Annotated in this window: 19 protein-coding genes and 1 pseudogene; 11 read left to right on the top strand and 9 right to left on the bottom strand. The window is 73.9% G+C overall.

Going from position 1 to position 22,810, the window contains the following annotated elements; genetic code table 11:
- Nucleotides 1-253 precede the first annotated feature (253 nt).
- On the top strand, nt 254-661 hold the full coding sequence (locus ACFVTF_RS16455) for a YciI family protein (RefSeq protein ID WP_387814394.1): 408 nt from the start codon (nt 254-256) through the stop codon (nt 659-661).
- Nucleotides 657-989 (top strand): annotated as a pseudogene (locus tag ACFVTF_RS16460) (RNA polymerase subunit sigma-24); the annotation flags it as partial. The gene ACFVTF_RS16455 and the pseudogene ACFVTF_RS16460, both read left to right, overlap by 5 nt.
- Before the next feature lie 97 nt (nt 990-1,086).
- Here ACFVTF_RS16460 and ACFVTF_RS16465 read toward each other — a convergent pair.
- The 5 genes from ACFVTF_RS16465 to ACFVTF_RS16485 all read right to left on the bottom strand — a co-directional run bounded on the left by ACFVTF_RS16465 (nt 1,087) and on the right by ACFVTF_RS16485 (nt 6,517).
- Nucleotides 1,087-2,397, bottom strand: a complete 1,311-nt coding sequence (locus ACFVTF_RS16465) for a DUF58 domain-containing protein (protein ID WP_387814135.1) — start codon at nt 2,395-2,397, stop codon at nt 1,087-1,089.
- Nucleotides 2,398-2,425: 28 nt separating this feature from the next.
- Nucleotides 2,426-3,346, bottom strand: coding sequence for an AAA family ATPase (locus ACFVTF_RS16470; protein WP_371522808.1), 921 nt, complete (start codon nt 3,344-3,346; stop codon nt 2,426-2,428).
- Nucleotides 3,347-3,447: 101 nt separating this feature from the next.
- Complete coding sequence (locus ACFVTF_RS16475; RefSeq protein ID WP_387814137.1) at nt 3,448-4,680, bottom strand: DUF4350 domain-containing protein; 1,233 nt, start codon at nt 4,678-4,680, stop codon at nt 3,448-3,450.
- On the bottom strand, nt 4,677-5,336 hold the full coding sequence (locus tag ACFVTF_RS16480; protein ID WP_371518611.1) for a DUF4129 domain-containing protein: 660 nt from the start codon (nt 5,334-5,336) through the stop codon (nt 4,677-4,679). Before ACFVTF_RS16480 ends, ACFVTF_RS16475 begins: the two co-directional genes overlap by 4 nt.
- Nucleotides 5,337-5,341: 5 nt before the next feature.
- On the bottom strand, nt 5,342-6,517 hold the full coding sequence (locus tag ACFVTF_RS16485; RefSeq protein WP_387814139.1) for a hypothetical protein: 1,176 nt from the start codon (nt 6,515-6,517) through the stop codon (nt 5,342-5,344).
- Between the two features lie 288 nt (nt 6,518-6,805).
- On the opposite strand from ACFVTF_RS16485, the gene mtrA reads away from it, so the two are divergent.
- From mtrA to ACFVTF_RS16500, 3 genes are all read left to right on the top strand, one after another.
- The gene (mtrA, locus tag ACFVTF_RS16490; protein ID WP_030247322.1) at nt 6,806-7,483 is read left to right on the top strand and encodes an MtrAB system response regulator MtrA; all 678 of its coding nucleotides are present in this window, start codon (nt 6,806-6,808) and stop codon (nt 7,481-7,483) included.
- Nucleotides 7,484-7,553: 70 nt separating this feature from the next.
- Nucleotides 7,554-9,590, top strand: coding sequence for an MtrAB system histidine kinase MtrB (mtrB, locus tag ACFVTF_RS16495; RefSeq protein ID WP_371518613.1), 2,037 nt, complete (start codon nt 7,554-7,556; stop codon nt 9,588-9,590).
- Nucleotides 9,565-11,430 (top strand): LpqB family beta-propeller domain-containing protein, encoded by a 1,866-nt coding sequence (locus tag ACFVTF_RS16500; protein WP_387814141.1) that lies wholly within the window; start codon nt 9,565-9,567, stop codon nt 11,428-11,430. Before mtrB ends, ACFVTF_RS16500 begins: the two co-directional genes overlap by 26 nt.
- A 74-nt stretch (nt 11,431-11,504) precedes the next feature.
- Here ACFVTF_RS16500 and ACFVTF_RS16505 read toward each other — a convergent pair whose 3' ends face one another.
- Entirely contained in the window at nt 11,505-12,224 is a 720-nt protein-coding gene (locus ACFVTF_RS16505; protein ID WP_371518616.1) for a ComF family protein, read from the bottom strand.
- A gap of 370 nt (nt 12,225-12,594) precedes the next feature.
- Between ACFVTF_RS16505 and hpf the strand changes: the two genes are divergently transcribed.
- Nucleotides 12,595-13,287, top strand: a complete 693-nt coding sequence (gene hpf / locus ACFVTF_RS16510) for a ribosome hibernation-promoting factor, HPF/YfiA family (RefSeq protein ID WP_371518617.1) — start codon at nt 12,595-12,597, stop codon at nt 13,285-13,287.
- Between the two features lie 205 nt (nt 13,288-13,492).
- Entirely contained in the window at nt 13,493-14,251 is a 759-nt protein-coding gene (locus ACFVTF_RS16515; protein ID WP_079135841.1) for a response regulator transcription factor, read from the top strand.
- Nucleotides 14,252-14,434: 183 nt separating this feature from the next.
- Here ACFVTF_RS16515 and ACFVTF_RS16520 read toward each other — a convergent pair whose 3' ends face one another.
- Both ACFVTF_RS16520 and ACFVTF_RS16525 read right to left on the bottom strand, forming a co-directional pair.
- Nucleotides 14,435-15,658: a winged helix-turn-helix domain-containing protein gene (locus ACFVTF_RS16520; protein WP_387814144.1), complete on the bottom strand. Its 1,224-nt coding sequence runs from the start codon at nt 15,656-15,658 to the stop codon at nt 14,435-14,437.
- A 56-nt stretch (nt 15,659-15,714) separates the two neighbouring features.
- Nucleotides 15,715-16,287, bottom strand: a complete 573-nt coding sequence (locus tag ACFVTF_RS16525) for a GNAT family N-acetyltransferase (RefSeq protein ID WP_387814146.1) — start codon at nt 16,285-16,287, stop codon at nt 15,715-15,717.
- Between the two features lie 242 nt (nt 16,288-16,529).
- Here ACFVTF_RS16525 and secA point away from each other — a divergent pair, with 242 nt between their 5' ends.
- Nucleotides 16,530-19,292 (top strand): preprotein translocase subunit SecA, encoded by a 2,763-nt coding sequence (gene secA / locus ACFVTF_RS16530; protein WP_387814148.1) that lies wholly within the window; start codon nt 16,530-16,532, stop codon nt 19,290-19,292.
- Nucleotides 19,293-19,441: 149 nt separating this feature from the next.
- On the opposite strand, the gene ACFVTF_RS16535 is transcribed toward secA, so the two are convergent.
- Nucleotides 19,442-19,882 carry an Rv3235 family protein gene (locus ACFVTF_RS16535; RefSeq protein WP_387814150.1) on the bottom strand — a complete coding sequence of 147 codons (441 nt, stop codon included), beginning with the start codon at nt 19,880-19,882 and terminating at the stop codon, nt 19,442-19,444.
- Nucleotides 19,883-20,242: 360 nt separating this feature from the next.
- On the opposite strand from ACFVTF_RS16535, the gene ACFVTF_RS16540 reads away from it, so the two are divergent.
- The 3 genes from ACFVTF_RS16540 (at nt 20,243) to ACFVTF_RS16550 (ending at nt 22,736) form a co-directional block, all read left to right on the top strand.
- Entirely contained in the window at nt 20,243-21,391 is a 1,149-nt protein-coding gene (locus ACFVTF_RS16540; protein ID WP_387814152.1) for a patatin-like phospholipase family protein, read from the top strand.
- 90 nt (nt 21,392-21,481) lie between these two features.
- On the top strand, nt 21,482-21,991 hold the full coding sequence (locus ACFVTF_RS16545; protein WP_350881082.1) for a DUF6912 family protein: 510 nt from the start codon (nt 21,482-21,484) through the stop codon (nt 21,989-21,991).
- Nucleotides 21,992-22,076: 85 nt separating this feature from the next.
- Complete coding sequence (locus ACFVTF_RS16550) at nt 22,077-22,736, top strand: HAD family hydrolase (RefSeq protein WP_387814154.1); 660 nt, start codon at nt 22,077-22,079, stop codon at nt 22,734-22,736.
- Nucleotides 22,737-22,810 lie beyond the last annotated feature (74 nt).

Here is a 22,810-nt window from a genome sequence, read left to right on the forward strand (position 1 = left end):
CGATGGTACTGCAGGGGGGACCCTGTGGGAGAGTAGGACGCCGCCGAACAATCATTCACAGAGAACCCCCATCCGGGAAACCGGATGGGGGTTCTTTGCGTTTCCGGCCCACCGGAGCACCTCACCAGGGTCCCCACGAGGGGCCCCACGAAAGTTCAAAAAGTTCGGCCGGCCATGTCGAGAACCCGTGGCTGGCTCCGTCCCCGGGGTGGACGCGGCCACAATGGGTCGCACCAGCACCGAGGAGAACATCATGGCCAAGTACCTGCTGCTCAAGCACTACCGAGGCGCCCCGGCTCCGGTCAACAACGTGCCCATGGACCGATGGACGCCCGAGGAGATCTTGGCGCACGTGAAGTACATGCAGGACTTCGCGGACCGGCTGGAGAAGACCGGCGAGTTCGTCGACGGCCAGGCGCTCGCTCCGGAGGGGACGTTCGTCCGGTACGACGGCGAGGGGCGCCCGCCGGTGACCGACGGCCCGTTCGCCGAGACCAAGGACCTGATCGCCGGCTGGATGGTGATCGACGTCGACAGCTACGAGCGCGCCGTCGAGCTGGCCGGGGAACTGTCGGCCGCTCCCGGGGCGGGCGGGCGGCCGATCCACGAGTGGCTGGAGCTGCGTCCGTTCCTGGCCGCGCCGCCCACCGTCACCGAGTGACCTCCCCGCCGGAGAGACCGACTGGGTGCAGATCGTCGAGTGGTACGACGAGCTCGTCCGTCTGACCGAGAGCCCGGTCGTCCGGCTCAACCGCGCGGTGGCCGTCGGTGAGGCCGACGGACCGCGCGCGGGGCTGGCGGCGCTCGGGGAGCTGGACGATTCGCTGCCCCGCCACACGGCGGTGGCGGCGTACCTCCACGAGCGCGACGGCGACCTGGAGACGGCGGCCCGGCTGTACGCCGAGGCGGCCCACCAGGCCCCCAACCTCGCCGAGCGCGACCACCTCATGCGCCAGGCCGCCCGGCTCAACTCCCGTCGGCCTCGCTGACGGACCGTCCAGGTGGCGCGGCGTCACCACGGCTCTCCCCTTGGAGGGATGGGACCAATGGGCGGGACCAGGGGACGTGACCGTCGTAAGGCGTGGCTCAGAGGCGGCCGGCGGCCTTGAGCGCGAGGTAGGTGTCGGCGAGCGCGGGGGCGAGCTGGGTGGGGGAGGCGTCGAGGACGGTGACGCCGTGGCGGGTGAGGAGGTCGGCGGTGGCGCGGCGGTCGGCGCGGGTCTGTTCGGCGGCGGCGGCGCCGTAGACGGCTTCCAGGGTGCCGCGGCCTGCGGCGAGGGCGTCCAGGTGGGGGTCGGCGACGGAGGCCAGGACCACCTCGTGGCGCTTGGTGAGCAGCGGCAGCAGCGGGCGCAGGCCGTCCTCGACCGGGGCCGTGTCGAGGCCGGTGAGCAGGACGATCAGCGAGCGGTGCGGTGCCATCTTGAGGGCGGTGGAGACCAGCGAGCGCATGTCGGTCTCGTGCAGGGCCGGTTGGAGGGAGGCCATCGCGTTGGTGAAGGCCGGCAGGATCTCGCTGGGCGAGCTGCCGGCGACCGCGGCGCGCTTGCGGGCGTCGTGGGCGAGCAGGTCGACCCGGTCGCCGGCGCGGGTGGCGAGGGCGGTGAGCAGCAGGGCGGCGTCGAGGGCGGCGTCGAGGCGGGGCGCGTCGCCGACCCGGCCGGCGGAGGTGCGGCCGGTGTCGAGGACGACGAGGATGTGCCGGTCGCGTTCGGGGCGCCAGGTGCGGACGGCGACGGTGTTGCGGCGGGCGCTGGCCCGCCAGTCGATGGAGCGGACGTCGTCGCCGGGCAGGTACTCGCGCAGGGAGTCGAACTCGGTGCCCTGGCCGCGGGTCAGGACGGAGGTGCGGCCGTCGAGTTCGCGCAGCCGCGCGAGCCGGGAGGGCAGGTGCTTGCGGCTGTTGAACGGGGGCAGGGCGCGGACCGTCCAGGGCAGGTGGTGCGAGCCCTGGCGGCCGGCCAGGCCGAGCGGCCCGAGCGAACGGACCGTCACCCGCCGGGCGTGGTGGTCGCCGCGACGGGTCGGGGCGAGCACGCTGACGGCCCGGCGCCGCTCGCCGGCGGGGACGTGCAGGGTGTGCCGGGAGGCGGCCTCGGCGGTGCCCGGCCGCCAGGCGGACGGGGCCCAGGCGTCGCGGATCCGGGCCCGGAGGAGCCGCCCGGAGGGGTTGGTGACGGTCAGTTCGACGGAGGCGGGTTCGCCGAGCCGGACGGTGGTGTCGCCGCCCCGGCCGAGTTCCAGACTGCGGACGGGGGCGGCGAGCACCAGGTCGATCACGGCGGCGAGCAGCACGGTGCCGGTGACGAGGCCGATCCCGGCCCAGGACGGCAGCAACAGGCCCACGACGAGCGTGCCGAGCGCGGCGAGCAGGGCGGTTCGCCCGGTGAGGGCCATGCGGTGCGCTCCTTCGGGAACGGGCGGTTCAGCGGGGGGCGGGCGTCTGGGTGAGGACGGCCTGGATGACGGAGTCGGCGGTGACGCCCTCCATCTCGGCCTCGGCGCGCAGCGCGACGCGATGCCGCAGGGTGGGCAGGGCCAGGGCCTTGACGTCGTCGGGGGTGACGTAGTCGCGGCCGGCGAGCCAGGCCCAGGCGCGGGAGGCGGCCAGCAGGGCGGTGGCACCGCGCGGCGAGACGCCGATGGACAGCGACGGGGACTGCCGGGTGGCCCGGCAGAGGTCGACGATGTACGCGAGGATCTCGGGGGAGACGGTCAGCTTGGCGATCTGCTCGCGGGCGGCGGCGAGGTGCGCGGGCCCGGCGACCGGGCGGACGCCGGCGGCGGCGAGGTCGCGGGGGTCGAAGCCGGCGGCGTGCCGTGACAGGACCTGGAACTCCTGGTCCCGGTCGGGCAGCGGCAGGACCAGCTTGAGCAGGAAGCGGTCCAGCTGGGCCTCGGGCAGCGGGTAGGTGCCCTCGTACTCGACCGGGTTCTGGGTCGCGGCGACGAGGAACGGGACGGGCAGCGGGCGCGGCACGCCGTCGACGGTGACCTGGTGCTCCTCCATGGCCTCCAGCAGGGCGGCCTGGGTCTTCGGCGGGGTGCGGTTGATCTCGTCGGCGAGCAGCAGGTTGGTGAAGACCGGGCCGGGCTGGAAGGAGAACTCGGCGGTCCGGGCGTCGTAGACGAGGGAGCCGGTGACGTCGCCGGGCATCAGGTCGGGGGTGAACTGGATGCGCTTGGTGTCCAGGTTGAGCGCGGTGGACAGGGTGCGGACCAGCAGGGTCTTGGCGACGCCGGGGACGCCCTCCAGCAGGACGTGGCCGCCGCAGAGCAGGGCGACGACGAGGCCGGTGACGGCGGCGTCCTGGCCGACCACGGCCTTGCCGATCTCGGCGCGCAGGGCGGTGAGTGCGGCGCGCGGGTCGGTGGCGGTGTCGGGGGTGCCCGGGGTGGCAGCCGCCGCGCCGGGGGTGCTGGACGGGGTGGCGGTGGCCTGTTCGGTCACGGGTTCCGTACCTGCCTTTCGAGGGCGTCGAGGTCGTCGGCGAGCCGCAGCAGTGCGGTGTCGTCGGTCGGGGGCGGGCCGAAGAGGAGGGCCCGGACGTCGCCGGCGGGCTGCTCGGGGAGGCGGTCGGCCACGGCCGCGCAGAGGGTGTCGGGGTCGGGCGCGCCGGCGTGGAGCGGGACGCCCAGGGCCGGGGCGAGGCGGTGCGCGGCGGCCCGGCGCAGGGCCTCGGCGGCGCGGCCGCGGGCCTTGGCGCGGCGGTAGAGCCGGGCGCGGCCCTCGGTGGTCTCGGCGGCGCGGACCACCACGGGCAGGTTCTCGCTGATCACGGGGCCGAGTCGGCGGCCGCGCCAGAGGGCGGTCAGGACGGCGGCGACGGCGAGCTGGTAGCCGGCCCAGCGCCAGCCGTCCGGGATGTAGTCGCCGAAGGTCTTGTCCCGGGTGCCCGGGGCGAGCGGGGCGCTGTAGTCGGGCAGGTGCCAGGTGAGGCGGGGCTGGGAGCCGAGCAGGCCGAGCGCGAGGGCGGCGTTGCCGTCCTTGGCGAGCTGCTCGTTGTGCAGGAAGTCGCCGGTGCCGAGCACGATGACGTCGCCGCCGGCGGTCGGGGCGCTGACCAGCGGGTAGCCGTGGCCGCGCGGGTAGCAGCCGGCGCCGCGGCTGCCGCTGGTGTAGAGCATCCCGCCGATCTCGGCGCTGCCGGCCCGGACGGCCTCGGTGAGCGGGCACTGGGCGGCGGTGCTGCGGACGGAGGCGTAGGAGGGCCCGCCGTCCTCGTCGGAGGGGCGGATGCCGGGGGCCAGGGCGCTGAGTGCGGCCGGACCGGGGGCGATGAGGACGAGCCGGCCGTGCCGGGCCGCGGCGACGGCGCGCAGTTCGGCGGGGCCGAGCAGGTCGGGCTCGGGCAGGACGAGGGTGTCGGCGCCGCCCGGGTGGCCGGTGAGGTCGGTGGTGAGGTCGGTCTTGAGGCCCTGGTGTTCGAGCAGCGCGAGGACGGCGTGGCTGCCGTCCTTGTCGTAGGAGCGCGGGTCGAACGGCGGGTAGCGGCGGTCCTGGCCGAGGGCGGCCACGGCGGTGGCGCCGATCAGCAGGACGGCGAGGACGAGCAGGTACCAGCGGGCCCGGCGCCAGAGGCCGCGGCCGGTGGGGGCGAGGCTGGTCGTGGCCGTCCCGCCGGGGACCGGGGCGGTGGGCGGCTGCGGCGCGGGCGGCGCGGGGGCGGTGCTGGTCATGCCGCTCCTCCCAGGGCCGGGCGGGCGCGTTCCAGGGTCCGGTCGAGCTCGCGCAGCAGCTGGTACGCGGCCTGGTCGGCGGTGCGCTCGCCGTAGGCGATGTCGTCGAAGGTGCGGGCGGCGGCGGCCAGGGCGGCGGCGTGGTCGGGCAGGGCCCGGCCGGCCTCGGTGGCGGCCTCGTCGGCGGTGCGGCCGGGGCGGACGTCGAGCAGGGTGCGTTCCTCCAGGGCCCGGACCAGGGCCCGCATCTGCGCGCGGACGGCCTCGTTCCACTGCCCGGCGGCGGCGTGCCGTTCGGCGTCGGCCCGGTACTGGCCGGCGCCGCGCGGTCCTTCGACGCCGTAGACGTCGAGGACGGTGCGGGCCGCGCGCCGTGGCGCGCCGAGGCGCCACCAGAGGGCGGCGCCGATCAGCACGGCGACGATCAGGAAGAGCACCAGGCCGGTGGTGCCGCTGGTGCCGTTGCCGGAGATGCTGTCGAGCGCGTCGGTGATGTGGTCGTTGAGCCAGGTCATGACCCGTTCCAGGACGCTCGGGTCGTGCTTGTGGTACTCGGCGTCGAGCAGTTCGTCGCGGGCGGCGTCGCGGGCCGGGTCACGCGGGACGGTGACCGGGGCGCCGCCCGCGACGAGGAGCCTGTCCCCCCAGGTAGGCATCCGGGTCAGCGCCTCGCGGGGGGTCGGCCGGCCTGGTCGCCCCAGCCGGTGGCGCCGGGCTCGGCGAGGCCGGCGGCGCGGGCGAGTTCGATGTCCAGGGCCTCGCGGCGGATCCGCTGGTCGACGTAGATGAGGACGCCGAGGGCGGCCCGGAAGGGGATGGTGAGGGTGGCGGCGATGATGCCGGCGATCGCGGTGGTGATCAGCATCGCGGTGGGCTCGTGGGCCGAGCTGAGGTCGACCTGGCGGTCGAGGTCGCTGAAGCCGAGGACGAGTCCGGCGAAGCGGAACGGGATCGCGATGACCATGGCGACGATGAAGGTCAGCACCTCGCCGAGCAGCGAGATGCCGAAGATCCGCCACCAGGAGCCGAGGGTCAGCCGCCGGGAGCGGGACAGCGCGGTCCGCACGCCCTGCTTCTCCAGCATCAGGGCGGGGGCGGCCAGGCTGAACCGGATCCACAGCCAGAACCCGACCGGGATGGTCAGGATGCCGACGAGGAACAGCAGGGCCTCCGTCTCGGGGGCGCCCGCCGAGCCGGTGGCGTAGAAGTACCAGGGGCTGAAGCCGAGCAGCACCACACCGCCGGACATCAGGCCGGTGAGCAGGGTCAGCCCGAGCAGCTGCGGCAGCCGGCGGCGGGCGTCGCGCCAGGCGTCCCCGGCGTTCGCGGACTGCCCGAGGACGGCGCGGCTGACGACCATGGTGAGCAGCGCGGTGGCGACCACGCCGAGCAGCACCGTCAGCGGCATCGAGGCCAGCATGGTCGTCACCTGGGTGGCGGGGCCGGTCTTGCCCTTGACCAGCAGCTGGGCGGCGACGTTGCCGGCCTGCTCGACGATGGCGATGCCGAGGGAGAGGGCGAGGGTCGTCCGCCAGTGCTTGCGGATGGTGGCGACGGAGCCGTCGAGGAGTTCGCCGAGTCCGAGCGGGCGCAGCGGGATGACGCCGGGCTTGGGGCTCTGCGGAGCGCCCCAGCCGTAGGGGTGGTGGCCGTTCGGTGCGGGCCGGCTCCAGTCGGGCCGGGCCTGCCGGCCGTTCCAGCCGGGGGCCGGGGCGGGGGCGCCCTGCGGTGGTGCCGACGGCCCGGGCACGGCGGCGGGCGCGTCGGCCGGCGGCCGGGCGTCGTCGCGGGGCGGCTCGGGCGAGCCGGGCGAGGCCCAGCCCGGAGTGTCGGTCATCACTGCTCCTCGGAGGGGCGTCACGGGCGCGGTTCCGGGCGGATCTTTCGCCCGCGCGCAGCGCCCATCGTGCCATGGGGCCTGGGGAGGCCCCATGGGTATCCGGCCGCTGATCGGAAACGGGGGCCTTCCGGTGGCCGGGCGGTGGGCCGCGGATCGTTCGAAGGCGCTCCGGCCGGGCACATTCGACCGGTATGGCCGGAATTAACCGGTGGGGGGAGTTGGCCGTTGTGGAGCATTGGCACTGCTGTGCGGCAGGTCACAATCCGGTAATGAGAGGATGGACGCATGAAGGGACGCGTCCTCGTCGTTGATGACGACTCCGCACTGGCCGAGATGCTCGGTATCGTGCTGCGTGGTGAGGGTTTTGAGCCGTTTTTCGTCGCGGATGGGGACAGGGCGCTAGCTGCGTTCCGGGAGACCAAGCCCGACCTGGTCCTGCTCGACCTGATGCTGCCCGGTCGGGACGGAATCGACGTCTGCCGGCAGATCCGGGCGGAGTCCGGCATTCCGATCGTCATGCTGACCGCGAAGACCGACACGGTCGACGTCGTGGTGGGCCTGGAGTCGGGTGCCGACGACTACGTCACCAAGCCGTTCAAGCCCAAGGAGCTGGTGGCCCGGGTACGTGCCCGGCTGCGCCGTGCCGAGGAGCCGACGCCCGAGCAGCTGACCATCGGCGACCTGGTGATCGACGTGGCCGGCCACTCGGTGAAGCGGGACGGCCGGGGCATCCCGCTGACCCCGCTGGAGTTCGACCTGCTGGTCGCGCTGGCCCGCAAGCCCTGGCAGGTGTTCACCCGTGAGGTGCTGCTGGAGCAGGTCTGGGGCTACCGGCACGCGGCGGACACCCGCCTGGTCAACGTCCACGTGCAGCGCCTGCGGTCCAAGATCGAGAAGGACCCGGAGCGCCCCGAGATCGTGGTGACCGTCCGCGGCGTCGGCTACAAGGCCGGACCCAGCTGACGTGACGCACCTGGCTGACGAAGCCCCGTCGGGTTCCGCGACCGACGGGGCCGACGCGGTTCGCGGGTCCGTGCTGAGTTCGACCACCCGCCGCCGGCGCCGGGCGGCCGCGTACGCGCTGCTGACCCGTCAGCTGCGTCGCCCCGCGCGCCGGGTGACGGCGCTGTACCGCCGGTCGATCCAGCTGCGCGTGGTGGCGGTCTCGCTGCTCGCGTCCATCGCGGTCGTCCTGGTGCTCGGCGTGGTCGTGATGGCGCAGGTGCGCACCGGCCTGCTCGGCACCAAGATGGCGGCCGCCCGCGAGCAGGCCAGGATCGGGTTCCAGGCGGAACTGAAGAAGATCGACGAGGCGAAGGACCAGCGGCTGCGGGTCGGCGCCACGCCCGACCCCACCATCGAGGAGACCGGCACCTGGCTGCTGCGCCAGGTCAACGACCTGGCCGCGAGCGGGCAGACCGTCTACTCGGTGATCGCGATGGCCGCCGGCACCGACGCCATCGTCCCGGAGAACGGCTTCGCGCCGCGCTTCTCGGGCGACATCCTGCCCAGCAGCGTCCCCGACACCCTGCGGGACAGGGTCCACTCCGAGCCCGGCCAGATGTTCGACCAGCCGGCCCGGATCCACCGGGCCGACGAGCGGACCGAGCCCGGGCTGGCCCTCGGCATGCAGTTCACCGGCCCGGCCGGCAACAGCTACCAGATGTTCTACGTGTTCTCCTTCGGCCAGGAGACCGACACCCTCGACCTGATCACCGGCACCCTGGCGACCGCCGGCGTGTTCGTGGTGATCCTGATGGGCGGCATCGCCTGGGTCGTGGTGCGCCAGGTGGTCACCCCGGTCCGGATGGCCGCCGGCATCTCCGAGCGGCTCGCCGACGGGCACCTGGAAGAGCGGATGAAGGTCACCGGCACGGACGACATCGCCCGCCTCGGCGAGTCGTTCAACCGGATGGCCAACGCCCTCCAGGCCCAGATCCGCCAGCTGGAGGAGCTGTCCCGGGTGCAGCGGCGCTTCGTCTCGGACGTCTCGCACGAGCTGCGCACCCCGCTGACCACGGTCCGGATGGCCGCGGACCTCATCTACGACAGCCGCGAGGACCTGGACCCGATGGCGGCCCGCTCGGCGGAGCTGCTGCAGGGCCAGCTGGACCGCTTCGAGTCGCTGCTCGCCGACCTGCTGGAGATCAGCCGCTTCGACGCCGGCGCCGCGATCCTGGACGGCGAGCCGGTCGACCTGCGCGACATCGTCGCCCGGGTGGTGGAGGCCGCCGACCCGCTGGCCCAGGCCAAGGGCAGTGCGGTGGTGATCCGCGGCGACGGCGAGCCGGTCGTCGCCGAGGTGGACTCCCGCCGGATCGAGCGCATCCTGCGCAACCTGGTGGTCAACGCCCTGGAGCACGGCGAGGGACGCGACGTGGTGGTCCGGCTGGGCTCGGCCGACGGCGCGGTCGCGGTCGGCGTGCGCGACTACGGCATCGGCCTCAAGCCGGGCGAGGCGTCCCGGGTGTTCCACCGCTTCTGGCGGGCCGACCCGTCCCGGGTGCGGACCACCGGCGGCACCGGCCTCGGCCTGTCCATCGCCGTCGAGGACGCGCACCTGCACGGCGGCTGGCTGCAGGCCTGGGGCGAGCCCGGCGGCGGCTCGCACTTCCGGCTCACCCTGCCGCGCACCCGGGGCGGCGAGATCAGCCGGGCGCCGTTCCGGCTGGAGCCGGAGGACTCCCGCAACAACCGGGGCCTGGGCACCTACGGCGTGCCGTACCGGCGGGCGATCAGCCCGCCCGGCGCGACCGCGATGACCGCGGCCGAGGAGCAGGCGGAGACGCCGGAGGGGCCCGTCAACGGCTTCGGCAGCGGGCTCGGCGGGGTGCTGAACATCGGCCCCGACCTGGGAAAGCGCCGGCTGCCCGAAGGGCCGCGCGCGGACCCCTCGGACGTCCGGACGGCGGGGAGCGGGTACGGTGCCACCGGCGCCCAGGTGATGGTGGACCCGACGCCCGGAAGGCCGTCGGTGGCACAGCGGACGGCGGAGCCGGACGTGACGGACGGGACGGGCGGGACGGACCTGGAGGGGTCGCAGCGTGCGAAGGACGAGCAGCAGGACTGAGCCGCGGTTTACGGCGGTGGCCGGCGTGGTGCTCGGCGCCCTGGTGGCGAGCGGCTGCGCGGCCATGCCGGACTCCGGCGGCATCTCCCGGGTGGAGCTGTCGCAGGGGGCGGCCGACAAGAACCTGCAGGCCAAGGTCTACCCGGTGGCGCCGGCCAAGGGCGCCAAGCCGCGTGCCCTGCTGACCGGGTTCCTGGACGCGGTGACCGCCGACGAGGGGTACGAGACCGCGCGGCAGTACCTCACCGAGAACGCCTCCGCGCACTGGAACCCGGACGCCGGCATCCAGGTGCTCTCCGCCGCCACCCCGAACCTCCCGGCCGGCCAGGACATCGCCGACACCGACACCAGCGTCTCCGCGACGGTGACCGGCTCGCTGATCGCCAGGATCGACGAGAAGCACTCGTACCTGGCCGAGGGGCAGCGGGACGTCTCGGCCGACTTCACCCTCGTCCGGGAGAAGGACGGCGAGTGGCGGATCGACCGGCTGCCGGCCGGCGTGATCATGAACGAGACCAACTTCAACAACAGCTACCGCCAGGTCGACCGGTACTTCTACACCACGCCGGACCCGTCCTCGACCGTCACCGGGAGCGCCGGCCAACAGGTCCTGATCCCCGACCCGATCTACCTGCGGCGCCGGATAGACCCGCTGACCGCCGCCGCCAAGGCCCTGGTCGCCGGGCCCTCGACCTGGCTCGCGCCGGTCGCCCGGACGTCCTTCCCGAGCGGCGTCACCGTCGACCGGGTGAGCGTCGACGACGGCCGGATCGCCCACGTGCAGCTCGGCGGGGCGGACGTCAGCGAGCCGGTGTCCTGCCGGCGGATGGCGACCCAGCTCTTCTACACCCTCGCCGACCAGGGCAAGGGGCAGGTCGAACGGCTCGAACTCAAGGGCCAGCGGGGCAACTGCTTTGCCAGCCGCAACGACCTGCCGGCCACCGGCCCCGGCGCCCTGGCCGGGCCGCTGCCCGCGCAGCAGTACTACCAGCGCGCCGACAACGGCCTCCTGATGGTCACCGACGAGCAGCGCAACGGCGAGCCGGTGCGCGGCGTCCTCGGCAAGCCGCAGCCGGCCGGCAAGGCGCCGCTCGGCACCATGGCCGTCAACCGGGACGGCTCCCGGGCCGCGGCGATCAGCGGGGACGGCCACCAGCTCTACTCGGTGCCGCTGGCGGACAGCGCGGTGGCGCTGCCCGACCCGGTGCTCACCTCGCCGGTGAAGACCTCCGACAAGGAGGACGGCCTCGCCTCGCCCAGCTGGGACGGCCGCGGCGACCTCTGGGTGGTGGACCGCAACCCGCAGGGCCCGCGGGTGGTGATGGTCCGCGGCAACCGGACGTACCCCGTCGCGGTCGAGGGGCTGGACGGGCAGACCGTGCAGGCCCTGAAGATCTCCTCGGACGGCGCCCGGGCCGCCCTGGTGGTCAAGACCGCGGGCGTGCCCAGCCGCTCGCTGTACTTCGGCCTGGTGGTGCACGGCGGCACCCCGGAGGCGCCGACCGCGCGGATCACCGGCCTGCGCCAGGCGGCCCCCTCGCTCACCGACGTCGCCTCGGTCTCCTGGGCGGAGGCCGACCAGCTGCTGGTGCTCGGCAAGGAGGCCGACCGGATCAAGCAGCTGTACTACATCGGCACCGACGGCACGCAGAGCGCCGACACCACGCTGCAGGCCGAGAACATGCTCACCGTCTCGGCCTCCGAGTCCCGGGGCAACGTCCTGGCCCAGGCGCCGTCGGTGCTCGCGGCGGCCGGCGGCGCGATCTACCGGCTGATCGGCAGTCAGTGGCGCGAGGTCCAGTTGGCCGACAAGGCCGGGTCCTTCTTCTACGCGGGCTAGGGCGTGCGTCTGGGAACCGGCCCGTCACGGCCTGACGTTCCGATCCCTGATGCCCCGTCGGGCCGCACGGTGCCTCAGCCGGGCCGGTGCGCGGTGGCGGCGACCGCGGCGCCCGCCCGGGCGGGCAGTCCGGCGTCCGCCAGTGCCCGGGCCGCCTCGGCGAGGCTGGCGCCGGTGGTCACCAGGTCGTCCACCAGGACCGGCTGACGGCCCAGCAGGTCGCGCCGGGCGCGCGGCAGCACGGTGAGCGCGCCGTGCAGGTTGCGGTGGCGCTCGGCCGCGCTCAGCCCGGCCTGGTCGGCGACCGGGCGGGCGTGCCGCAGCAGCGGCTCGGCCCGGGCGTCCAGGCCGCACCGGCGCAGCGAGCGGGCGGCGGCCCCGGCCAGCCGCAGCGTCGGGTCGTGGCCGCGGGCGCGGACGGCGGACCGGGCCGAGGGCATCGGGACCAGCAGCAGCGGCGCGGCCCCGGCACGCGGCCCCAGGGCGGAGCGGACGGCCCGGCCGAGCGCCTCGCCGAGCGGGCCCGCCAAGCGCAGCGCGCCGCGCTCCTTGTGGGCGAGCAGCAACTGCCGGACGGGATCGGCGTACGGGGCGGCGGCGTGCGCCCAGGGCAGCAGCGTGGGGCCGGGCCGGGTGGCGGCCAGCGCGTGGTGGCAGACCGGGCAGAGCTGGGTGCGCTCGGCGCCGCAGCCGGCGCAGCGGGCCGGGACCAGGACGTCCAGCAGTCCGGCCAGTGCGTGGCCGAACGGCCCTTGGGCGGACGGCGGACGGGTGGGGGCGGAGGGTGGTGGCACGGCTGCTCCTGGCGACGGCAGGCACGGAGAGTGAGCAAAGGATGCGCCGTACGGGGGGTGTTGTCCAGGTATTTACCCGTGCTTCACTCGCAGGAGGGTAGACAGGGTCCAACAGCTTGACCGCCCGCCCGCAGTATCGGGTCATACCCGACTCCGCGCCTGGGGAGGCGAAAACCCCGTGTGAGGTGTTCGATAAAGCTCCAAGGGGTTTCAACCGTCCCTGGTGGGGAGGAAGTGAGGTGAGGGCCAGTCGTTTCCCGCCGCTGGCGGCGGGGGCGGGGGGCCGGCAGTGGATGGGCTGGTCCAGCTGGGTCTCAGTCCGGTCCGGTAGCACCCGGATCGGCGTCAGCACGAGGGATCGGAGTTCTGCGTGGACATCGTCGTCAAGGGCCGCAAGACCGAGGTGCCCAAGAGGTTCCGCGAGCACGTGGCCGAGAAGCTGGAGAAGGTCCAGAAGTTCGACGGCAAGGTGATCAGCCTCGACGTCGAGGTGTCCAAGGAGCACAACCCGCGGCAGGCCGACCGGTCCGAGCGGGTGGAGATCACTCTCCGTACCCGTGGGCCGGTGATCCGGGCCGAAGCCGCCGCCGCCGACCCGTACGCGGCGCTCGACCTGGCCTCGGCGAAGCTCGACGCCCAGCTGCGCAAGTCCGCGGACCGGCGCCGAGTGCACAAGGGCGGCAACGGCCGCACCCCCATCAGCGTCGCCGAGGCGACCGCGGCGCTGGCCGCGCTGCCGGACACGGCGGCGCGGGAGGGCGAGACCAACGGGGCCGTCCGCAAGACCATGATGGGATCCCTGGAAGTGGAGGGCGAAGGCCCGCTGGTGGTCCGGGAGAAGACCCACCCGGCCGCCCCCATGGCGCTGGACCAGGCGCTGTACGAGATGGAACTGGTCGGCCACGACTTCTACCTCTTCGTGGAGAAGGACAGCGGCCTGCCGAGCGTCGTCTACCGCCGTCACGGCTACCACTACGGCGTCATCCACCTGCAGACCGACGGGTCGGCCGGCGCGGGCAGTGGCGCGGGCGGGGCGATCGGCGAAAGCGACGACGAGGACTGACCGTCCGAAGACAATCCTGGAGGGGTGACCCCGGCGGCCGAGTCCGCCGGGGTCACCGGCGTTTCGGGGCAGGGCGGGTGGAGCGGGAGTCGAGGGCGGGCCCGGGAGGTCACCCGATGCGGAAGGGCGGCGTCGGAGGGTGACCGCAACGGCCGCGCGGCGTGGAATGATTGGCGCACGACGACCCGCGAAGGGGGAGGAGCGGATGGGGGATCACTTCGGGCTGGGGCCCGCTACGGGGCCGGTCACCGGACTGTCACCGGGACCGGAGGAGGAACCCGCGTACGCGCCGCACCGGGGTGAGCCGATCCGCGTGCTGGTGGTGGACGACCACGCGCTGTTCCGCCGGGGGCTGGAGATCGTGCTCGCGGAGGAGCCGGACATCAAGGTCGTCGGCGAGGCCGGCGACGGCGCCGAGGCCGTGCTGAAGGCTGCCGACCTGCTCCCGGACATCATCCTGATGGACGTCCGGATGCCGCGCCGCAGCGGGATCGAGGCCTGCACCGCGATCAAGGACGTGGCACCCAGCACCAAGATCATCATGTTGACGATAAGCGACGAGGAGGCCGACCTCTACGAGGCGATCAAGGCGGGCGCCACCGGCTACCTGCTGAAGGAGATCTCCACCGACGAGGTCGCCACCGCGATCCGCGCGGTCGCCGACGGGCAGTCCCAGATCAGCCCGTCGATGGCGTCCAAGCTGCTCACCGAGTTCAAGTCGATGATCCAGCGCCGCTCCGACGACCGGGACCTGGTGCCCGCACCCCGGCTCACCGACCGGGAGTTGGAGGTGCTCAAGCTGGTGGCGACCGGGATGAACAACCGGGAGATCGCCAAGGAGCTGTTCATCAGCGAGAACACCGTGAAGAACCACGTGCGCAACATCCTGGAGAAGCTCCAACTGCACTCCAGGATGGAGGCGGTGGTGTACGCGATGCGCGAGAAGATCCTCGAAATAGGGTGACCCGGCTGCGCCTTGTGTCCTAGGCCCTGTCCGGCCGATCTTGCCGGGCCCGCGACGTTGGGCATCCCGCCTGGACGCACGCCCGAATCGCCCAAGTACGCCCAGTACGAGGACGATCCGGGCGCACGCCCAGCCGGGCGCCCAGCGCCGCGGGCTGATCCGCCAAGATCGACCGGACAGGACCTAGCTCGCGAGGAGTTTCTCGAGGGCCGGGCGCAGCCGTTCGTTCGGCAGGGTCTCGACCCGGACGGCGTCGCAGCCCACCCAGGCGGCCGCCTCGCGCAGGGCCGCCGCCAGCGCCTCGACGTGCCGGGCGCCGTGACCCCGGTCGCCGGTCAGCGAGACCTGACGGGCCACCAGGGTGCGCCCCTCCCGGGCCGGGTCGACCCGGCCCACCAGCCGGCCGCCGGCCAGCAGCGGCATCGCGAAGTAGCCGTGCACCCGCTTGTGTTTGGGCGTGTAGGCCTCCAGCCGGTGCGTCATGCCGAAGATCCGCTCGGTGCGTGCGCGGTCCCAGATCAGCGAGTCGAACGGCGAGAGCAGCGTGGTGCGGTGGCGCCCGCGCGGGGCGGTGGCCAGTGCGGCCGGGTCGGCCCAGGCCGCCGCCGCGGCGCCGCCCGGGCCCCAGCCGGCCACCTCGACCGGGACGAGCCCGCAGTCCGCGAGGACCGGGTCCAGCTGCTCGGCGCGCAGCCGGTGGTAGTCCAGCAGGTCGGCCCGGGTGGCCACGCCGAGTGCGGCCCCGGCCTGGGCGACCAGGGTGCGCACGCACTCCCGGTCGGTGCGGTCCTGACCGAACAGCGCGTCGGGGATGGCCTGTTCGGCCAGCGCGTAGACGCGCTTCCAGCTCCGGCGCTCGGTGCAGACCACGTCGCCGAAGGCCAGCGCCCGCTCCACCGCGATCTTGGTGTCCGACCAGTCCCACCACTCGGCGGTCTTCTTGGCGCCGCCCAGTTCCGTGGAGGTCAACGGGCCCTCGGCGCGCAGCTTGTCGAGCACGTGCCGGTACGTCTCGGGCGTCACCTGGTGGCCCCAGAGGTGGCCGCGCTCGCGGTAGCGGCGGCGCCGGAACGCGAACAGCGGCCACTCCTCGACCGGCAGGATGCAGGCCGCGTGCGACCAGTACTCGAAGCTCGTGCCCGCGCCCCAGTACGCGGCCTCGACGGCCGGGCGGCCGACCGCGCCGAGCCGGGCGTACGGCACCAGTTCGTGCGAGCGGGCCAGCACCGAGATGGTGTCCAGCTGGACGGCGCCCAGGTGCCGCAGCACCCCGCGCACCCCGGCCCGGCGGTCCGGCGCGCCGAGCAGGCCCTGGGCGCGAAGGGCGATCCGGCGGGCTTCGTCGGCGCTCAGGGCGGTGACGGGCGGCGGGCCGGCGGGGGAGCCGGCGGCAGGCAGGGCGGTCATGTCGGCGAGGGTAGTCCGGGGCACCGACAGCCGGTCGGGGTGTGCCGGGGCGGTGGTCAGCGCTGGAGGTCCGGGAGGTCCGGGAGGTCCGAGGCGAGCAGCGAGGCGACCCAGGCGTCGTGGAAGGTGCCGCGCTGCTCGGCGTACGAGCGCAGGGTGCCCTCGAAGCGGTAGCCGACCTTCTCGGCCACCGCGCGGGAGCCCTCGTTGCCCACGTAGGCCTGCCACTCCAGGCGGCGCAGGCCGAGCTCGACCAGGCCGTGGCGGGCGACCGCGCGGGCGGCCTCGACGGTGTAGCCGCGGCCGCGGAACTCCTTCGTCGCCCACCAGCCGACCTCGGCGGAGCCCGGGTCGCCGTGGCGCAGCACGAGGCCCTGGGTGCCGACCAGGGCGTCGGAGCCGCGCTCGAACACGCACCAGATCCGGTTCTCGCCGGTGCGCCAGCCCTGTGCGGCGAGGTCGCGGACGAAGTACTCGGCGTCCTCGCGCCGGTACGGGCTCGGGACGACCGTCCAGCGCTGGATCTCGGCGTCCTGGCAGGCGGCGAAGACGGCGTCGATGTCCGACTCCTGCGGGGCCCGCAGGACGAGGCGGTCCGTGGTGAGGGTGACGGTGGGGGGCTCTTCCATGGGCGGATTATTCCGTGGAGAGAGGAATTCGGGCATCCGAATATCGGGCCGATCCCTCGGTCCGCTGACCGGTTTGTCCCGGTGGGCGGTGCTATCGGATCAAGTGCTCGCGCGGGTGACACGGGAATACCGTGCTGACGCACCTCCCGGGGCATTGGACTCCTCGCATACGATGGCCCGTGCGGTGGGGTGAACCCGCCGTGCAGTCGTCCAGTGCCAATACAGGCAAGGAGCCCGCCCAAGTGTCCGTCTTCGACAAGATCCTGCGCGCCGGCGAAGGCAAGATCCTTCGCAAGCTGCAGCGGATTGCTGCCCAGGTCAACTCCATCGAAGAGGACTTCGTCAACCTCACCGACGCCGAGCTGCGCGCGCTGACCGACGAGTACAAGCAGCGGCTCGCGGACGGCGAGACCCTGGACGACATCCTCCCCGAGGCGTTCGCCACGGTGCGCGAGGCCGCCAAGCGGGTGCTCGGTCAGCGGCACTACGACGTTCAGCTCATGGGCGGCGCGGCCCTGCACCACGGGTACGTCGCAGAGATGCGCACCGGTGAGGGCAAGACCCTCGTCGGCACCCTGCCCGCGTACCTGAACGCGCTCACCGGCAAGGGCGTCCACCTGATCACCGTCAACGACTACCTCGCCGAGCGCGACTCGGAGTGGATGGGCCGGGTGCACCGCTTCCTCGGCCTCGAAGTCGGCGTGATCCTCGGCAACATGACGCCCGCCGAGCGCAAGCACCAGTACTCGATGGACATCACGTACGGCACGAACAACGAGTTCGGCTTCGACTACCTGCGTGACAACATGGCCTGGTCGAAGGACGAACTCGTCCAGCGCGGCCACAACTTCGCGGTCGTCGACGAGGTCGACTCGATCCTCATCGACGAGGCCCGCACCCCGCTGATCATCTCCGGCCCGGCCGACCAGGCGACCAAGTGGTACGCCGACTTCGCCAAGCTGGTGCTGCGCCTGAAGATCGACCGCGACTACGAGGTCGACGAGAAGAAGCGCACCGTCGGCATCCTGGAGGAGGGCGTCACCCGGGTCGAGGACTACCTCGGCATCGACAACCTCTACGAGTCGGTGAACACCCCGCTGGTCGGCTTCCTGAACAACGCCATCAAGGCGAAGGAGCTGTACCGGGCGGACAAGGACTACGTCGTCATGAACGGCGAGGTCATGATCGTCGACGAGCACACCGGCCGCATCCTGGCCGGCCGCCGCTACAACGAGGGCATGCACCAGGCGATCGAGGCGAAGGAGGGGGTGGAGGTCCAGAACGAGAACCAGACGCTGGCCACCATCACCCTGCAGAACTTCTTCCGCCTGTACGACAAGCTCGCCGGCATGACCGGTACCGGCACCACCGAGGCCGCCGAGTTCCACCAGATCTACAAGCTCGGCGTGGTGCCGATCCCGACCAACAAGAACCCGCTGCGCATCGACCAGCCCGACCTGATCTACAAGTCGGAGCCGGCCAAGTTCGCCGCCGTGGTCGAGGACATCGCCGAGAAGCACGAGAAGGGCCAGCCGGTGCTGGTCGGTACCGTGTCGGTGGAGAAGTCCGAGTACCTCTCGCAGGAGCTGCGCAAGCGCGGCATCCCGCACGAGGTGCTGAACGCCAAGCACCACGAGCGCGAGGCGCAGATCGTCGCGCAGGCGGGCCGCAAGGGCGCCGTGACCGTCGCCACCAACATGGCCGGCCGCGGTACCGACATCATGCTCGGCGGCAACTCCGACCACCTCGCGGCGGCCGAGCTGGCGCAGCGCGGGCTCACCCCGACCGAGACCCCGGAGGAGTACGAGGCCGCGTTCCCCGCCGCCCTGGAGAAGGCCAAGGCCTCGGTCAAGGCGGAGCAGGACGAGGTCAAGGAGGCCGGCGGCCTCTATGTGCTGGGCACCGAGCGGCACGAGTCCCGTCGGATCGACAACCAGCTGCGCGGCCGTTCCGGCCGTCAGGGCGACCCGGGCGAGTCCCGCTTCTACCTGTCGCTGGGCGACGACCTGATGCGCCTGTTCAAGGCCGGCATGGTCGAGCGCGTGCTGTCGATGGCCAACGTGCCCGAGGACGTGCCGATCGAGTCCAAGATGGTCACCCGGGCGATCGCCTCCGCGCAGACCCAGGTCGAGCAGCAGAACTTCGAGATCCGCAAGAACGTCCTCAAGTACGACGAGGTGCTGAACCGCCAGCGCGAGGTCATCTACGGCGAGCGCCGCCGCGTGCTGGAGGGCGAGGACCTGCAGGAGCAGGTCGGCCACTTCATGGACGACACCGTCGAGGCCTACGTCAAGGCGGCCACCGGCGAGGGCTTCGAGGACGACTGGGACCTGGAGAAGCTCTGGACCGCGCTCAAGCAGCTCTACCCGGTCACCCTGGACCTGGAGGAGCTGGAGGAGGAGGCCGGCGGCCCCGCCGGGATGACCTCCGAGTTCCTGGTCAAGGTCGTCCAGGAGGACATCCAGGCGCAGTACGGCGCCCGTGAGGACCAGCTCGGCGCCGAGATCATGCGTGAGCTGGAGCGCCGGGTCGTGCTGTCGGTGCTGGACCGCCGCTGGCGCGAGCACCTCTACGAGATGGACTACCTCCAGGAGGGCATCGGCCTGCGGGCCATGGCGCAGCGCGACCCGCTGATCGAGTACCAGCGCGAGGGCTTCGACATGTTCACCGCGATGATGGAGGGCATCAAGGAGGAGTCCGTCGGCTACCTGTTCAACCTGGAGGTCCAGGTCGAGCAGCAGGTCGAGGAGGTCCCGGTCGCGGACGCCGAGGTGCTGCTCGACAAGCTGGAGAAGGACGCCGCCCGCCCGGAGATCAAGGCCAAGGGCCTGGAGGCCCCGAAGCCGCAGCGGCTGCACTACACGGCCCCCTCGGACGAGGTCGGCGGCGGTGTCATCGAGGGCGACTTCGAGGACCTCGCGCCGGAGGACGAGGGCGACGGGCTGACCCGCGCCGAGCGCCGCAAGGCCGCGAAGTCGGCCAAGGGCCGCCGCCGCAAGGGCTGAGCAGGCCGCAGGACGCCGCACAGGGCGCCGCTCCCGGACGGGGGCGGCGCCCTGTGCCGTTCCCGTCCGCCACGCGGTCGTGGGGGCCGCTGTGGCCGCCCTGCCCGCCTTGGCCGCTGTGACGGCCGTGGTCGCCGCGACGGTCGTGGTCATCGGGCCTCCACGGCGGTGCACTGCCACTGCCCGGCCTGGCCGCGCTGCTCCAGCCGGAAGGCCACCATGTGGTGCCGCCGGCCGAGGTCGACCCGGACGCAGGCCTCGACGGCGTCGGGCGAGGGCGACCGGTCGTGCACCGGGCCCAGCCGGGGCCGGTCGGCGGCGCCGCCGCGGCGCAGCGCGCCGGCCCGGACCAGGGAGGCGAGCTGCCCGTAGCCGTCCAGGCTGGTGTGCCGCATCAGCTGGCCGGACGGCCGGGCGCCGGTGAGCACCTCGACCAGTTGGTGGGCGAAGCGGGAGGCCAGCGCCCGGGGGTCGTGGCCGTCCGGGCCGGTGCAGGCGGCGCGGGGGTGGCGCGGGCGGCGCCCGGCCGGGTCGTGGGTGGCCGTCGTGCGCGGCCGGCGGTGCGGGCGGGCGGTGAGCGGTGCGGTCACGGCGGGCTCCTCGACACGGTGGTGCGGGTGCGGACGGGTCCTTGCTAGCGGTGGGCCGCGTCGGGCGGCAAGGGCTTTTGCCGCTGCTCCCGGAGTGACCGGCAAGTTCACCTATCCGAGTGAATCGATCAGTGCGGTGCCGGGCCCGGCGCGCGGTCGTGCGGTGCCCGATTGACGTGCGTGGACGGGCCGTACGGTCCGAAAGAGGACGGTTCGATGCGCCGGACCGGGTGGCCCGGATCGCCGCCCCCGTTGCGGTGCCCGGCCGTCGGCGCGCACCATCGGAGCCTGATCGGGAACCGCGCGGAGCGGGACGGGGCCGGGCGGCCACGACCGCACCCACGACGAGGGGCGGCCGCGATGACGACACGGGCAGCGGCGGTTCCGGCTCCGGCAGCCGCGGGCACCGCCCCGCCGACCGGGGACGCACCCCGGCGCGGCCTGGTGCTGGGCGGCGGCGGGATGCTCGGCGCGGCCTGGACGGTCGGCGCGCTCTGCGCCGTCGAGGAGGCCACCGGCTGGCGGCCTGGCCGCGCGGACGTGCTGCTCGGCACCTCGGCGGGCTCGATCCTCGGCGCGATGCTGGCCGGCGGGGTCCGCACCGAGCAACTGCGTGACCACCAGCGCGGCCTGCCGATCACCGACGGCCCGCTGGCCGGGGTGGACTTCGACTACGACACGGCCGCCGGCGGCGCGCTGCCGCCCCGTCCCGGGGCGGGCATCGGCTCGCCCGGCCTGCTGCGGGACGCCGTGCGGCACCCGCGCGAGTACCCGTTGCTGACCATGGTGTCGGCGATGGCGCCGCCCGGCCGCGGCTCGCTGGCCCCGGTCGGCGAGCTGGTGCGCGGCCTGCTCGGCCCGGGCGGCTGGCCGCCGCCGGGCGCCGACGGCGAGGCCGGCGCCGGGGCCGCGGTGCTGCGGGTGGCGGCCGTGGACTACCGCAGCGGCCGCCGGGTGGTCTTCGGGGACCCGGACGCCCCGGCGGTCGCGGTCGCCGACGCGGTGATGGCCTCCTGCTCGATCCCCGGCTGGTTCGCGCCGGTGCGGCTGAACGGTTCGGCGTACGTGGACGGCGGCTGCTGGTCCGCCACCAACGCCGACCTGCTGCTCGGCCGCGGCCTGGACGAGGTGTACGTGCTCGCCCCGATGGCCCTGCGGCTGCGCCCCCGCACCGACCGCACCGACCGTGCCGAAGGCGCCGACGCCGGCGGGGTCGCCGGCACCAGCGGGCTCGCGGGCTCCCTCGCCGCGCTGCGCGAGTGGCGCGCCCGGGACCGCCCGCGCGGCGTGCTGGCCCAGCTGGTCAGCCGCTACCGCCGCGCCGTCACCCGGCAGCTGCTGCGCGAGGCCGTGCTGCTGCGGGCCGAGGGCGTACGGGTGCGGATGCTCGCGCCGACGCCGGCCGACCTGGCCGTGATGGGCCCGAACATGATGGACCCGGCCCGCCGCGACGCGGTGCTGGAGAGCGCCCTGCGCACGTGCGGTGAGGCCCTGCGGGCCGCCCGCTGAGTCGGGCCGAGGTGATCACGCCCGGCCCGGCGGCGCTTATTCTTGGGGCGCTGGAAGCTGTGCCGCTGGACGAACCGGAGAGTGCCACCGATGCGCGTGTACGTGCCCACCACCCTGAACGGCCTGGCGGCGGCGCACCCGGGTGGTGCCCTGGACCAGTCCGCGGCCTACGCCGTGACGCCCGCGCTGCGCGAGTGGTACGTCAGTGACGACCTGGAGGAGCTGGAGTACGCGGCGCTGAACCGGGCCGCGCAGTCCTCCCTGCGGCTGCTGGCCGCTGACCCGGACGCCCCGCGCCGCCGGGTCGTGGTGGCCCTGGACGTGGCGGACTCGGCCGTCCGGCCGTTCCCCGGCGACGAGTACCAGGACCAGGCCTCGCTCGGCCGGGTGGTGCTGGCCGGCCCGCTGCCGCTGGCGAAGGCGGCGGCGGTGCACGCGGACGTCGCCGACGGCGAGGTGGTCGAGGACGTCGCGGCGGCGGTGGCGGCGGTGGCCGCGGCCGACGCGGGCGACCAGGACGCCCAGTTCACCGTGGACGGGGCCGAGGACCACGACCTGCTCTGGTTCGCCACCCAGGAGATCTCCGCGCTGCTGGCCTGACCGGCCGGTCGCGCCCGAGCGGAGCAGCGGGGTGCGTGAGCCCCGTCCTACCGGCGTGTCGGTGGTCGGGGTTACCGTTCCGGGCGTGGCTACACACATCGTTTGGGACTGGAACGGCACGCTCTTCCACGACATGGAGGCGGTGCTCGGCGCGAGCAACGCCGCGTTCGCGACCATCGGCGTCGGGCCGATGACCATGCTGGAGTACCGCGAGCAGTACGAGATCCCGATCCCCCGGTTCTACGAGCGGCTGCTCGGCCGGATGCCGTCCCAGGAGGAGTGGCTCCGGCTGGACGAGGCCTTCCAGGACCGCTACCGGGAGCTGAGCCCGGCCTGCGGGCTGACGGACGGCGTGCACGAGCTGATGGACGGTTGGCGGGAGGCCGGGCACAGCCAGTCGCTGCTGTCGATGTACGAGCACGAGAGGCTGCTGCCGCTGGTCGACGCCTTCGGCCTGACCGGCCGGTTCCTGCGGGTGGACGGCCGCAGCGGCCCGTCCGGCGGCCAGAAGGCGGAGCAGCTGGCCCGGCACCTGGCCGCCCTCGGCGAGCGGGTGGACCCTGCCCGTACGGTGCTGATCGGCGACGCCGCGGACGACGCCCGGGCGGCCCTGGGCGCGGGTGCGCACGCGGTGCTCTACACCGGCGGCTCGCACACCCGGGAGAAGCTGGAGCCGCTCGGGGTGCCGGTGGTGGACAGCCTGGCGGAGGCGGTCGAGCTGGCCGGGCGGCTGGGGCGGGGCTGACCGGCCGCGGCGGGCGTGGCGGGCGCCACGTCCGCCGTCCGCGTGTCTGAGCGGGCGGATCGCGCGGCCGCTGG

Origin of the sequence: Kitasatospora sp. NPDC057940, assembly GCF_042887425.1 — a bacterium.
GTDB lineage: Bacteria > Actinomycetota > Actinomycetes > Streptomycetales > Streptomycetaceae > Kitasatospora.

Coding starts and splice junctions, on each gene's coding strand:
- ACFVTF_RS16480 (WP_371518611.1), bottom strand. CDS start 5,336: ATGCCTACCTGGGGGGACAGGCTCCTCGTCGCGGGCGGCGCCCCGGTC.
- ACFVTF_RS16520 (WP_387814144.1), bottom strand. CDS start 15,658: ATGACCGCCCTGCCTGCCGCCGGCTCCCCCGCCGGCCCGCCGCCCGTC.
- ACFVTF_RS16540 (WP_387814152.1), top strand. CDS start 20,243: ATGACGACACGGGCAGCGGCGGTTCCGGCTCCGGCAGCCGCGGGCACC.
- ACFVTF_RS16475 (WP_387814137.1), bottom strand. CDS start 4,680: ATGACCAGCACCGCCCCCGCGCCGCCCGCGCCGCAGCCGCCCACCGCC.
- ACFVTF_RS16485 (WP_387814139.1), bottom strand. CDS start 6,517: ATGACCGACACTCCGGGCTGGGCCTCGCCCGGCTCGCCCGAGCCGCCC.
- ACFVTF_RS16545 (WP_350881082.1), top strand. CDS start 21,482: ATGCGCGTGTACGTGCCCACCACCCTGAACGGCCTGGCGGCGGCGCAC.
- ACFVTF_RS16455 (WP_387814394.1), top strand. CDS start 254: ATGGCCAAGTACCTGCTGCTCAAGCACTACCGAGGCGCCCCGGCTCCG.
- mtrA (WP_030247322.1), top strand. CDS start 6,806: ATGAAGGGACGCGTCCTCGTCGTTGATGACGACTCCGCACTGGCCGAG.
- ACFVTF_RS16525 (WP_387814146.1), bottom strand. CDS start 16,287: ATGGAAGAGCCCCCCACCGTCACCCTCACCACGGACCGCCTCGTCCTG.
- ACFVTF_RS16465 (WP_387814135.1), bottom strand. CDS start 2,397: ATGGCCCTCACCGGGCGAACCGCCCTGCTCGCCGCGCTCGGCACGCTC.
- ACFVTF_RS16515 (WP_079135841.1), top strand. CDS start 13,493: ATGGGGGATCACTTCGGGCTGGGGCCCGCTACGGGGCCGGTCACCGGA.